The sequence below is a fragment of the Streptomyces sp. NPDC028314 genome, assembly GCF_055565795.1.
Map to the genome: position 1 here is coordinate 153,617 of NZ_JBVHTP010000005.1, position 11,488 is coordinate 165,104.

An 11,488-nucleotide genomic window follows, 5' to 3' on the forward strand; every position below is an offset into this window, starting at 1 on the left:
ATCGGAGTCAGCGGCGTTCCGGTTTGGCGCTGCGTCCCATGAGTTCCTTCAGCGCGACCAGCGTGGGCTTCCCGTGGTGGACGATATCGACCACGGTGTCGGTGATCGGCATGTCCACTCCGTACCGGCGTGCCAGATCTGCCACCGACTGGCAGGACTTGACCCCTTCAGCGGTCTGCTTGGTGACCGCGATGGTCTCCTCCAGGGTCATCCCGCGGCCCAGGTTGGTGCCGAAGGTGTGGTTCCGGGAGAGCGGCGAGGAGCAGGTGGCGACCAGGTCGCCCAGGCCCGCGAGGCCGGAGAAGGTGAGCGGGTCGGCGCCCATCGCCAGGCCCAGCCGGGTCGTTTCGGCCAGGCCCCGGGTGATGAGCGAGCCCTTGGTGTTGTCGCCCAGGCCCATGCCGTCCGCGATGCCGACGGCGAGGCCGATGACGTTCTTGACGGCGCCGCCGAGCTCGCAGCCGACCACGTCGGTGTTGGTGTACGGGCGGAAGTACGGGGTGTGGCAGGCGGCCTGGAGGCGCCTGGCCACGGCCTCGTCCACGCAGGCGACCACGGAGGCGGCGGGCTGCCGGGCGGCGATCTCGCGGGCCAGGTTGGGGCCGGTGACGACGGCGACGCGCTCGGCGGGGACCTTGGCCACCTCTTCGATGACCTCGCTCATCCGCTTGGCGGTGCCGAGTTCGATGCCCTTCATCAGGGAGACGAGCACGGCGTCGGCCGGCAGCAGCGGGGCCCATTCGGCCAGGTTGCCGCGCAAGGTCTGGGAGGGGACCGCGAGGACGGCGAAGTCGGCGCCCCGGGCGGCCTCGGCCGCGTCGGTGGTGGCCCTGATGTTCTCGGGGAGTTCGACGCCGGGCAGGTAGTCCGGGTTGGTCCGGCCGGTGTTGACGGCGTCGACCAGCTCCTGGCGGCGGCCCCACAGGGTCACCTCGCAGCCGGCGTCGGCGAGCACCATGCCGAAGGCGGTGCCCCAGGAGCCGGTTCCGTATACGGCTGCCTTCACGGGACGTGTCACTTCTTGCCCTCCCCCGCGGCTTTGCGCCGCTGCTGCGCCCTGGCCTTGCGATGGTCGTACGGCTGCTCGGGCGCGCTCTCGCCGCGCAGTTCCTCCAGCAGCGCGGTGATGGCCGCCATGATGACCTCGGTGGCCTCCCTGAGGACCTCCGGGGTGGGCTCGCGGTCGTAGAAGGCCGAGAGGTCCACGGGCGGTCCGGCGAGGACCTGGAGGGTCTTGCGCGGGAACAGCTGGACCTTGTCCTTCTTCGCGTAGGGCGGCATCACGAGATTCGCGCCCCACTGGGCCACCGGAATGACGGGGACCTTGGTGACCAGCGCCACGCGGGCGGCGCCGGTCTTGCCGGCCATCGGCCACATCTCGGGATCGCGGGTGAGGGTGCCTTCCGGGTAAAAGGCCACGCATTCGCCGCTCTCGATGGCCGCCACGGCCGCCCGGAATGCGTCCAGGGCGTTGGTGGTCTCCCGGTAGACGGGGATCTGCCCGGAACCGCGGAGGATCATGCCGACAAAGGGAACCCTGAAGAGGCCGGCCTTCGCGAGCAATCGGGGCACCCGGCCGGTGTTGTACTGGAAGTGCGCGTAGGAGAGCGGGTCCAGATACGAGTTGTGATTGACGGCGGTGATAAATCCGCCGTCGGCCGGAATGTGCTCCATTCCCCGCCAGTCCCGCTTGAAGAGCACTACCAGCGGCGGTTTTGCGATGACCGCCGCCAGGCGGTACCAGAAGCCGATTCTGCGGCGGGACACTCGGACACCTTCCTCTAGGACCGGTGCGCGGCTTGGGCACCTCGTCGGCCGGACAAGTGTCGCCCCAGGTCCGGTCTCTGTCGAGAACACCGTACGCCCCGCTCAAGGCGCCGAACCTCCCCTCTGCCCCGGCGGAGGCGACAATGGGCCGACTAATGACCTGGCCATGACCTGACGATGGCCCGAGCGCGTGCGGGAGCGCACCGGAGGGAAGGGGTCCGTCACGAACGCCGTCTGGAGCCTGGTGGTCCCGCTGAAGCCGCTGGCGCTTGCCAAGAGCCGCCTCGCGGCGGCCGTCGGCGCCTCCCGTCCGGGGCTCGCGCTGGCCTTCGCGCAGGACACCGTCGCGGGGGCGCTGGCCTGCGCGGCGGTCGCGGATGTGGTGGTCGTCACGGACGACCCGGTGGCGGGTCCGGAACTGGCGAGGCTGGGGGCGCGGATCGTCCCCGACGCCCCGGCCGCCGGGCTCAACGCGGCACTGGCCCACGGGGAGCGGGCGATACGCCGGGGGCGGCCGGGGTCGGCGGTGGCCGCGATGAACGCGGACCTGCCCGCCCTGCGGCCGCCGGAATTGCTACGCGTGCTCGATAACGCCTCGAATTTTCCCCGGGCATTTCTGGCGGATGCGGCGGGAATCGGGACGACCTTGCTTTCGGCTGCTCCGGACGTGGAATTGGCACCCTCGTTCGGCGGTCCGTCGCGGGCCCGCCATTCGGCCTCGGGGGCGGTGGAGATCTCCCTGTCGGACGTCGACAGCGTGCGCCGGGACGTGGACACGGGGGCGGACCTGAGGACGGCCCTCGCTCTCGGTGTGGGGCGGCACACGGCCCGATACAGTGCCGGTATGCAGGCGACCGCGTACACGTACGACTCCGAGACCCGCAGCGGCAGCGTGCTGCTGGACGACGGCACCCCGGTGCCCTTCGAGGCCCCGGCCTTCGACGCGGGCGGCCTGCGGCTGCTGCGCCCCGGGCAGCGGGTCCGGATCGAGACGGACGGCGAGGGCCCGGCCCTGCGCATCACCCTGATCACCTTGCAGACCTTCTGACCTGGCCTTTCTCGCCCCTAGAGCACCGCGGGCCGGCTTCCCCACGGCAGGGGAAGCCGGCCCGGCGTGTGTGACTTCGCGCCCTACTTCTTGCGGGCGGTCGTCTTCTTCGCGGTGACCTTGCGCGTCGTCGTCTTCTTGGCGGGCGCCTTCGTCGCGGTGGCCTTCTTGGCCGCCGGAGCGGTCTTCTTGGCGGTGGCGGTGGTCTTCTTGGCCGTCGCCGTGGCCTTCTTGGCCGTGGTCGTCTTCTTGGCCGCCGAGGCGGCCTTCTTCGTGACCGTGGTCTTCGCGGCCGCCTTCTTGACGGTCGTGGCCTTCTTGGCCGCGACCTTCTTCGCGGTGACCTTCTTTGCGACCGCGGTCTTCGCGGCGGCCTTCTTGGCGGTGGTCGCCTTCTTGGCCGCGGCCTTCTTGACCGTGGCGGAAGCGCCGCCGGAAAGGCTGCCCTTGGGGGCCTTCTTCACGGCCACCTCGTCGCCCTTGGGGAGCTTCTTGGTGCCGCTGACCAGGTCCTTGAAGCCCTGGCCCGCACGGAATCGGGGAACCGAGGTCTTCTTGACCCGGACGCGCTCACCCGTCTGCGGGTTGCGAGCGTAACGGGCGGGGCGGTCGACCTTCTCGAACGAGCCGAAGCCCGTGACCGAGACCCGGTCGCCCGCGACCACAGCGCGGACCATCGCGTCCAGTACCGCGTCGACAGCGTCCGCGGCCTGCTGACGGCCGCCCAGCTTGTCGGCAATCGCTTCTACGAGCTGCGCCTTGTTCACGTCTTCCCCTTCGGAGACTTCGCCAGAACGAATGTGTTCAAGCTTATTTCGCACGTTAGGCGGATATATACCGCAAATCAAACACGAAACGGGCTAATCACCCTAGTGCCGCAACGATGTAGGCCGTTACGGAGTTCCTTCGCATCAGTCGCCTTCAGGGAATCGACCCTCGTCGAGGTCCTTCATCAACCTGTCCAGGCGCCTTGCCGCATCGGCGAGATCATGCTTCGCCGCGGCCGTGACGACCAACAGCTTCCGGGACAGCGCCATCCTTACGCCCTCCGGGACTTGCAGCGTGCGCACCCTTGTGTGTGCTTCTTTCAATCGGTCCGCGAGCAGTTCGTAGAGCTCAAGTTGACTGTCGCGTTCCATGCACAGATTGTGCCATCTGGGGCGAGTTGTCGCCTCACGGGGCCTCAACACACGGCTGTGCCCCCCGCCGGAAGGCGGGGGGCACAGTGTTGCCTATGTGATCACCCGAGAGCGAATAAGCGCTGATCAGGCAGGAATCAGGCCTGAATCGTGCGGGGCTTGAAGCCCGGCCGGGTGCTTTCGTACGTGGCGATGTCCGCTTCGTTCTGAAGGGTGAGCGAGATGTCGTCCAGCCCCTCCAGCAGACGCCAGCGGGCGTTGTCGTCCAGCTCGAACTCCGCCTCGATGCCCTCCGCTCGGACCTGCCGGTCGACCAGGTCGACGGTGATCTCGGCGGTGGGGTCGGCCTCGGTCAGCTTCCAGAGCCGCTCGACCGCCTCCTGGGGCAGGACCACGGTCAGCAGCCCGTTCTTCAGCGAGTTGCCGCGGAAGATGTCGGCGAAGCGGGAGGAGATGACCGTCTTGAAGCCGAAGTTCTGCAGCGCCCAGACGGCGTGCTCGCGCGAGGAGCCGGTACCGAAGTCGGGGCCGGCGACCAGGACGGTCGCCCCGGCGCGCTCCGGGCGGTTCGTGACGAACTCCGGGTCCTTGCGCCAGGCCTCGAAGAGCCCGTCCTCGAACCCGTCGCGGGTGATCTTCTTCAGCCAGTGGGCGGGGATGATCTGGTCGGTGTCGACGTTGCTGCGGCGCAGCGGGACGGCCCGGCCGGTGTGGGTGGTGAAGGCTTCCATGGTTCTCAGACTCCGGCGGTCGCGGGGGCTTCGGACAGGTCGGCGGGCGAGGCCAGATGGCCCAGTACCGCGGTGGCGGCGGCCACCTGCGGGGAGACCAGGTGCGTGCGCCCGCCCTTGCCCTGCCGGCCCTCGAAGTTGCGGTTGGAGGTGGACGCGGAGCGCTCACCGGGCGCCAGTTGGTCGGGGTTCATGCCCAGACACATCGAGCAGCCCGCGTGCCGCCATTCGGCGCCGGCCTCCTTGAAGACCTTGTCCAGGCCCTCTTCCACGGCCTGCAGGGCGACCCGGACGGAGCCCGGGACGACCAGCATCCGTACGCCGTCGGCGACTTTGCGGCCCTCGACGATCCCGGCGACGGCGCGCAGGTCCTCGATGCGGCCGTTGGTGCAGGAACCTACGAAGACGGTGTCGACCTTGATGTCGCGCAGCGGCTGCCCGGCGGTCAACCCCATGTATTCCAGGGCCTTTTCGGCGGCGTGGCGCTCCGAAGCGTCCTCGTACGAAGCAGGGTCGGGGACGTTGGCCGACAGCGGCGCGCCCTGGCCCGGGTTGGTGCCCCAGGTGACGAACGGGGACAGCGTGGCGCCGTCGATGACGACCTCGGCGTCGAAGACGGCGTCGTCGTCGGTGCGCAGCGTCTTCCAGTAGGCGACCGCCGCGTCCCAGTCCTCGCCCGCGGGGGCGTGGTCACGCCCCTGGAGGTAGTCGAAGGTGGTCCGGTCGGGGGCGATCATGCCCGCGCGGGCGCCGGCCTCGATCGACATGTTGCAGATGGTCATGCGGGCTTCCATCGACAGTTTCTCGACGGCCTCGCCGCGGTACTCCAGGATGTAGCCCTGGCCGCCGCCGGTGCCGATCTTGGCGATGATCGCCAGGATCAGGTCCTTCGCGGTGACGCCCTCGGCCAGCTCGCCGGTGACGGTGATCGCCATCGTCTTGGGGCGGGCCAGCGGCAGCGTCTGGGTGGCCAGCACGTGCTCGACCTGGCTGGTGCCGATGCCGAAGGCCAGCGCGCCGAAGGCGCCGTGCGTGGAGGTGTGCGAGTCGCCGCAGACCACGGTGGTGCCCGGCTGGGTCAGGCCCAGCTGCGGTCCCACGACGTGGACGACGCCCTGCTCGACGTCGCCCAGCGAGTGCAGGCGTACGCCGAACTCGGCGCAGTTCGCCCTCAGCGTCTCCAGCTGGGCCCGGGAGACCGGGTCCGCGATCGGCTTGTCGATGTCGATGGTGGGGGTGTTGTGGTCCTCGGTCGCGATGGTGAGGTCGAGGCGTCGGACCTTGCGGCCGGCCTGGCGCAGGCCCTCGAAGGCCTGCGGGCTGGTCACCTCGTGCAGCAGGTGAAGATCGATGAAGAGGAGATCGGGCTCGCCCTCGGCGCGCCGGACGACGTGGTCGTCCCAGACCTTCTCCGCGAGTGTCCTACCCATCGCTTTCCCTCCGGCCGGCCGGTTGTGCCGGCGCTTATTAGAGATGTGGTGCGCCTGACCGCCCGCTACCCCACGCGCGGAACGGCGGCTCGGACCCAGTGGTTCGTGGACCCGCACATACAGACTCGCTGGTTCTTGGAAAAATTGAACTTGCGTTTCACAGTGTGAGACGCGAATATCGTTTCATGGACAACTCTAGCGGCGTCGGCGTTCTCGACAAGGCAGCTCTGGTATTGAGCGCACTGGAGTCCGGTCCGGCCACCCTCGCCGGGCTGGTCGCGGCGACAGGGCTCGCACGACCCACGGCACATCGCCTTGCCGTGGCACTGGAACACCACCGGATGGTGGCGAGGGACATGCAGGGCCGGTTCATCCTCGGTCCGCGGCTGGCAGAGCTTGCCGCCGCGGCCGGCGAGGACCGCCTGCTGGCCACGGCCGGACCGGTGCTCACGCACCTCCGTGACGTGACGGGCGAGAGCGCGCAGCTCTACCGGCGTCAGGGCGACATGCGCATCTGCGTGGCGGCCGCCGAGCGGCTGTCGGGCCTGCGGGACACCGTCCCGGTGGGCTCCACGCTCCCGATGAAGGCCGGTTCGGCCGCGCAGATCCTGATGGCCTGGGAGGAGCCCGAGCGGCTCCACCGCGGGCTGCAGGGCGCGCGTTTCACGGCGACGGCGCTCTCGGGCGTACGGCGCCGGGGCTGGGCGCAGTCGATCGGCGAGCGGGAGCCCGGCGTGGCCTCCGTCTCGGCACCGGTGCGCGGGCCCTCGAACCGGGTGGTCGCGTCCGTATCGGTCTCCGGGCCGATCGAGCGGCTGACCCGGCACCCCGGGCGGATGCACGCCCAGGCCGTCATCGACGCGGCCGCCCGTCTGACGGAGGCCCTGCGCCGCTCCGGCTGACTTTCCGACCTCCCACCACCCTCCGGGCTCCGGGGGCGCGCACGACGCCGCACACGTCCTAACGCGCGCCTCCGGGCCCGTACTTACGCGTCCCCCCGGAAACGACGAAGAGGCCCTCCGCGATGATCGCGGAGGGCCTCTTCGATGCGTACCCCCGACCGGATTCGAACCGGCGCTACCGCCTTGAGAGGGCGGCGTGCTAGGCCGCTACACAACGGGGGCTAGCTGGTGTTGCGCTGGGCTACCAGGACTCGAACCTAGAATAAGGGAACCAGAAACCCTCGTGTTGCCAATTACACTATAGCCCATAGTGGTCTAGACCAAGCTAGACGCAGTACCCCCGACCGGATTCGAACCGGCGCTACCGCCTTGAGAGGGCGGCGTGCTAGGCCGCTACACAACGGGGGCCCTAGCGATCCTGCATCAACACGTCCGGGTGCGACCCTGGACATCTCGCGGGAAGGATCTGTACCCCCGACCGGATTCGAACCGGCGCTACCGCCTTGAGAGGGCGGCGTGCTAGGCCGCTACACAACGGGGGCAAGCACTGCGTTACTACTGCACTGCGCTGGGCTACCAGGACTCGAACCTAGAATAAGGGAACCAGAAACCCTCGTGTTGCCAATTACACTATAGCCCACCAAAACACAAGCCCTTGCGGGACTTTCGTTTGGTTAGCGCCTCCGTCCCGGCCTTTCGGCCCGCTCGGGCGGCGCAGAAAGAACATTACCGGATGCCTGACCGTGCTCCAAAACGGGTATCCGCAGCCAGCAGCGCGGGGAGCTGCGCGAGTCCGGCGATCCGGTGCACGCCCTCGGGGCCGGCGCCCCCTGCGCCGCTCCGGTCGAGCCACACGGCCGTGAGGCCGGCGTCCCTGGCCCCACGTGCGTCGATCTCCGGCTGGTCCCCGACGTACACCACCTCGCCCGGCGGCAGTCCGAGCGCCTCGCAGGCGTGCAGGAAGGCAGCCGCGTCCGGCTTGCTGACACCCAGCTCGGCGGCACAGAGCAGCACCTCGAAGCGCTCGCGCAGCCCGAGCCGGCGCAGTTTGGGGTCCTGGTTGGCCAGGGAGGAGTTGGAGAGGACCCCGTGCCGGTAGCCGCCGGCGAGGGCGTCCAGTACGGGCACCACGTCGGGGAACACCGTCCAGGCGGCCTGGTAGTGGGCGACGTACCGGCCGAACCAGTCGTCGGTCTCGGCCCCGCTCAGGCCGGGCGCCTCCAGGAAGTCCCGTACCCGCTCGCGGCGCTGCTCCTGGAAGGTGACCTCCCCGGCGGCGAAGCGGGCCCAGTGCCGGTCCGTGAGGCGGCGCCACAGGGCCAGGGCTTCGGCCGGGGATCCGTAGCGCGCCTGAAGGCCCTCGTCGGCGAGGTGGGCGGCGAGTCCGGCCGTGTCGGCACCGGTGTAGTCGAAGAGGGTGTCGTCGATGTCCCACAGCACTGCACTGATCGGCATGCCTCGACGTTACGGCACCGGCACGTGCCGCAGGGGGCGGCGGCCGGATTCCGGCTGCCGCCCCCTGCGGGACGTACGGGTGGTGCTTGCGCGGCCTTGCGCGTTACGCGGCGAGCTTCGCCAGGGCCGCGTCGATGCGGGCGAGGGACTTCTCCTTGCCCAGGATCTCCAGCGACTCGAAGAGCGGCAGGCCGACCGTGCGGCCGGTGACGGCGACGCGGACCGGGGCCTGGGCCTTGCCGAGCTTGAGGCCGTGGGCCTCGCCGGCGGTCAGGACGGCCTGCTTGAGGGACTCGGGGTCGCTCCAGTCGGCGGTCTCCAGGTTGGCGCGGGCGGTCGTCAGCAGGGCCGCGGGCTCGCCCTTCATCGCCTTGTCCCAGGACGCCTGGTCCTCCACCGGCTCGGCGCGGAACAGGAAGTCGACGTTGGCCGTGATGTCCGACAGGACGGTCACCCGGGTCTGGGCGTACGGCGCGATGCGCTCCCAGGCGGCGGCGTCGAACTCCTCCGGAGCCCAGTTGGCGTGCGGGGCCCGCAGCCACGGGGTGCAGGCGTCCGCGAAGGCCTTCGGGTCCAGCAGCCGGATGTGGTCGGCGTTGATCGCCTCGGCCTTCTTGAGGTCGAAGCGCGCCGGGTTGGCGTTGACGTCCGGGATGTCGAACTTCGCCACCATCTCCTCGATCGAGAAGATGTCCTGGTCCTTGGAGAAGGACCAGCCGAGGAGCGAGAGGTAGTTCAGCAGGCCCTCGGGGAGGAAGCCGCGCTCGCGGTACAGGTTGAGCGAGGACTCGGGGTCGCGCTTGGAGAGCTTCTTGTTGCCCTCGCCCATGACGTACGGCAGGTGGCCGAACTCCGGGACGGCCTTGGCGACGCCCAGCTCGATGAGCGCCTTGTAGAGCGCGATCTGGCGCGGGGTGGAGGACAGCAGGTCCTCGCCGCGCAGGACGTGCGTGATCTCCATCAGCGCGTCGTCGACCGGGTTGACCAGGGTGTACAGCGGGGCGCCGTTGGCCCGCAGGATGCCGAAGTCCGGCACGTTCTCCGGGGTGAAGGTCAGCTCGCCGCGGACCAGGTCGGTGAAGGTGATCGGCTCGTCGGGCATCCGGAAGCGGACGATCGAGGAGCGGTGCTCGCCCTGGTACGCCTCCAGCTGCACGGTGGTCAGCTCGCGGCAGTGGCCGTCGTAGCCGGAGGGCTTGCCGGCGGCGCGGGCCGCGGCGCGGCGCGCGTCCAGCTCCTCGGTGGTGCAGTAGCAGTCGTACGCGTAGCCGCCGTCCTTGAGCTTCCTGGCGACGTCCGCGTAGATGTCCATGCGCTGGGACTGGCGGTACGGGGCGTGCGGGCCGCCCACCTCGGGACCCTCGTCCCAGGTGAAGCCGAGCCAGCGCAGCGAGTCGAGCAGCTGGTCGTACGACTCCTCGGAGTCGCGGGCCGCGTCGGTGTCCTCGATGCGGAAGACGAACGTACCGCCGTGGTGGCGGGCGAACGCCCAGTTGAAGAGGGCGGTCCGGACCAGGCCCACGTGGGGGTTGCCGGTCGGAGAGGGACAGAAACGTACGCGGACGGGTCCGTTAACCACGCTTGATCACCTTGTTGGTGAGAGTGCCGATGCCTTCGATGGTGACGGCGACCTCGTCGCCGACGTTGAGGGGGCCGACTCCGGCCGGGGTCCCCGTGAGGATGACGTCGCCCGGGAGCAGCGTCATGGCCTCGGTGATGTGCACGATCAGGTCCTCGATCGAGCGGACCATGTCGCTGGTGCGGCCGAGCTGGCGCTGTTCGCCGTTCACGGTGCACTGGATGGTGAGGTCGCCCGGGTCCAGGTCGGTCTCGATCCAGGGGCCGAGGGGGCAGGCGCTGTCGAAGCCCTTGGCCCGGGCCCACTGCTTCTCGCGGCGCTGGACGTCGCGCGCGGTGACGTCGTTGGCGCAGGTGTAGCCGAGGATCACGTCCTTGACGCGCTCCTTGGGGACCTCGCGGCACATCCGGCCGATCACCACGGCGAGCTCCGCCTCGTGGTGGACGTCCTGGGAGAAGGAGGGGTACGTGATCGGGTCCCCGGGGCCGACCACCGAGGTGGAGGGCTTGAAGAAGGTGATCGGGGCCTCGGGCCGGCCCTCACTGTCCACGATCGTGTTGCCGAGCTCCGCCGCGTGCTCCGCGTAGTTGCGGCCGATGGCCACGACCTTGTTCGGGAGCACGGGCGGCAGCAGTCGGACCTTGCTGAGCGGGACCTTGGTCCCGGAGAGCTCGAAGTCCGCGAACGGGATGCCCTTGATGATGTCGAGGACGAGGGTCGCTTCGTCGCCGGGGGCGGTGCTGCCCTCGACCGCGCCGAACGCGACATTTCCGTCGATCGAGAACCTGGCGATGCGCACGTGCTGCGTCTGCCCCTCTGTATTTCCGCCGGTGGGAGTCTGCGGGCTCCAGGCTAACGCGGCAGGCAGCGACGCTTCGCTTCTTTGCCGAGGACTACTGCGCGGCGGCGACCGGCGCGTCCATCAGGATCGTGCGGCGCGGGTTCGCGGTCTGGGCCGGCAGCTCGACGGCGTGCTCCGGAGCCAGCGGCGCCTGCAGCTCCTCGGCGTCCTTCAGGTGCGCGAGGGTGGTGCGGCGGGGGTTGGCTATGTTGCGGATCAGCATCGTCGTCTTCATCGGAGTTCGGGGCCTCGGCTCGCTCGTCGGGTGATGGTTGTCGGATGCGCCAACCCTGGCGCCAACCCTGCAAAGGGCAAGGCTAAACATCTGAATCCCCGGCTGAACCGGGAAGTAATGGCCATGGCTATGTGAGTTTGCTCACCCATGACCTGGCATTCCGGGCATAATGGGCAGTCAATTCCGCACCCAGAAACGGACATTGCGCCACTGAATGCGCCATTCCGCTCCTGATCATCTCGACTGGGACACCTTGCCAGCCACGGTGTTTGGTCGGTGTAAGTCCGGTTCATCCCCATACCGTGTCCACATGGGGTAGCCCTCCTGTCACGAACCGTGACCGCCTCGCCGGGGGGACACG

The 11,488-nt window shown here is 69.3% G+C and carries 11 protein-coding genes, 5 tRNA genes and 1 pseudogene; 2 read left to right on the forward strand and 15 right to left on the reverse strand.

Annotated elements, in window-relative coordinates:
• Window positions 1-7: 7 nt before the first annotated feature.
• A complete protein-coding gene (locus ACZ4TG_RS14160; protein WP_468162242.1) occupies window positions 8-1,018 on the reverse strand; it encodes an NAD(P)H-dependent glycerol-3-phosphate dehydrogenase in 1,011 nt (336 codons plus the stop codon).
• Entirely contained in the window at window positions 1,015-1,767 is a 753-nt protein-coding gene (locus ACZ4TG_RS14165; RefSeq protein ID WP_468162244.1) for a lysophospholipid acyltransferase family protein, read from the reverse strand. The genes ACZ4TG_RS14160 and ACZ4TG_RS14165 overlap by 4 nt, the downstream gene beginning before the upstream one ends.
• A 190-nt stretch (window positions 1,768-1,957) precedes the next feature.
• Here ACZ4TG_RS14165 and cofC point away from each other — a divergent pair.
• Window positions 1,958-2,611 (forward strand): annotated as a pseudogene (gene cofC, locus ACZ4TG_RS14170) (2-phospho-L-lactate guanylyltransferase); the annotation flags it as partial.
• A gap of 287 nt (window positions 2,612-2,898) precedes the next feature.
• Here the strand turns inward: cofC and ACZ4TG_RS14175 are convergent.
• The 4 genes from ACZ4TG_RS14175 to leuC all read right to left on the reverse strand — a co-directional run bounded on the left by ACZ4TG_RS14175 (window position 2,899) and on the right by leuC (window position 6,115).
• Window positions 2,899-3,582, reverse strand: coding sequence for an HU family DNA-binding protein (locus tag ACZ4TG_RS14175; RefSeq protein WP_468162245.1), 684 nt, complete (start codon window positions 3,580-3,582; stop codon window positions 2,899-2,901).
• Between the two features lie 144 nt (window positions 3,583-3,726).
• The gene (locus ACZ4TG_RS14180; RefSeq protein ID WP_468162246.1) at window positions 3,727-3,954 is read right to left on the reverse strand and encodes an SCO5555 family protein; all 228 of its coding nucleotides are present in this window, start codon (window positions 3,952-3,954) and stop codon (window positions 3,727-3,729) included.
• 137 nt (window positions 3,955-4,091) lie between these two features.
• Window positions 4,092-4,685 (reverse strand): 3-isopropylmalate dehydratase small subunit, encoded by a 594-nt coding sequence (gene leuD / locus ACZ4TG_RS14185; protein WP_468162247.1) that lies wholly within the window; start codon window positions 4,683-4,685, stop codon window positions 4,092-4,094.
• Window positions 4,686-4,690: 5 nt separating this feature from the next.
• A complete protein-coding gene (gene leuC / locus ACZ4TG_RS14190) occupies window positions 4,691-6,115 on the reverse strand; it encodes a 3-isopropylmalate dehydratase large subunit (RefSeq protein ID WP_468162248.1) in 1,425 nt (474 codons plus the stop codon).
• A 185-nt stretch (window positions 6,116-6,300) separates the two neighbouring features.
• Here leuC and ndgR point away from each other — a divergent pair, with 185 nt between their 5' ends.
• Complete coding sequence (ndgR, locus tag ACZ4TG_RS14195) at window positions 6,301-7,017, forward strand: IclR family transcriptional regulator NdgR (protein ID WP_007266782.1); 717 nt, start codon at window positions 6,301-6,303, stop codon at window positions 7,015-7,017.
• A gap of 149 nt (window positions 7,018-7,166) precedes the next feature.
• On the opposite strand, the gene ACZ4TG_RS14200 is transcribed toward ndgR, so the two are convergent.
• The 9 genes from ACZ4TG_RS14200 to ACZ4TG_RS14240 all read right to left on the reverse strand — a co-directional run bounded on the left by ACZ4TG_RS14200 (window position 7,167) and on the right by ACZ4TG_RS14240 (window position 11,127).
• Window positions 7,167-7,239: transfer RNA gene (locus ACZ4TG_RS14200), tRNA-Glu, on the reverse strand.
• Between the two features lie 14 nt (window positions 7,240-7,253).
• Window positions 7,254-7,325 (reverse strand) — tRNA-Gln (locus ACZ4TG_RS14205).
• Window positions 7,326-7,352: 27 nt separating this feature from the next.
• Window positions 7,353-7,425, reverse strand: a tRNA-Glu gene (locus ACZ4TG_RS14210).
• Between the two features lie 61 nt (window positions 7,426-7,486).
• Window positions 7,487-7,559: transfer RNA gene (locus ACZ4TG_RS14215), tRNA-Glu, on the reverse strand.
• A 26-nt stretch (window positions 7,560-7,585) separates the two neighbouring features.
• Window positions 7,586-7,657: transfer RNA gene (locus ACZ4TG_RS14220), tRNA-Gln, on the reverse strand.
• An 86-nt stretch (window positions 7,658-7,743) separates the two neighbouring features.
• Window positions 7,744-8,472: an HAD family hydrolase gene (locus ACZ4TG_RS14225; RefSeq protein WP_468162249.1), complete on the reverse strand. Its 729-nt coding sequence runs from the start codon at window positions 8,470-8,472 to the stop codon at window positions 7,744-7,746.
• 103 nt (window positions 8,473-8,575) lie between these two features.
• Window positions 8,576-10,051: a glutamate--tRNA ligase gene (gltX, locus tag ACZ4TG_RS14230; protein ID WP_468162251.1), complete on the reverse strand. Its 1,476-nt coding sequence runs from the start codon at window positions 10,049-10,051 to the stop codon at window positions 8,576-8,578.
• Window positions 10,044-10,850: a fumarylacetoacetate hydrolase family protein gene (locus ACZ4TG_RS14235; RefSeq protein WP_468162253.1), complete on the reverse strand. Its 807-nt coding sequence runs from the start codon at window positions 10,848-10,850 to the stop codon at window positions 10,044-10,046. Before ACZ4TG_RS14235 ends, gltX begins: the two co-directional genes overlap by 8 nt.
• Before the next feature lie 94 nt (window positions 10,851-10,944).
• Window positions 10,945-11,127, reverse strand: a complete 183-nt coding sequence (locus ACZ4TG_RS14240; RefSeq protein ID WP_468162255.1) for a hypothetical protein — start codon at window positions 11,125-11,127, stop codon at window positions 10,945-10,947.
• Window positions 11,128-11,488 lie beyond the last annotated feature (361 nt).

What these genes read in the sequence shown, in the direction of transcription:
- ACZ4TG_RS14180 (WP_468162246.1), bottom strand. Translation starts at nt 3,954, where the DNA reads ATGGAACGCGACAGTCAACTTGAGCTCTACGAACTGCTCGCGGACCGA.
- leuD (WP_468162247.1), bottom strand. Translation starts at nt 4,685, where the DNA reads ATGGAAGCCTTCACCACCCACACCGGCCGGGCCGTCCCGCTGCGCCGC.
- leuC (WP_468162248.1), bottom strand. Translation starts at nt 6,115, where the DNA reads ATGGGTAGGACACTCGCGGAGAAGGTCTGGGACGACCACGTCGTCCGG.
- ndgR (WP_007266782.1), top strand. Translation starts at nt 6,301, where the DNA reads ATGGACAACTCTAGCGGCGTCGGCGTTCTCGACAAGGCAGCTCTGGTA.
- ACZ4TG_RS14225 (WP_468162249.1), bottom strand. Translation starts at nt 8,472, where the DNA reads ATGCCGATCAGTGCAGTGCTGTGGGACATCGACGACACCCTCTTCGAC.
- ACZ4TG_RS14240 (WP_468162255.1), bottom strand. Translation starts at nt 11,127, where the DNA reads ATGAAGACGACGATGCTGATCCGCAACATAGCCAACCCCCGCCGCACC.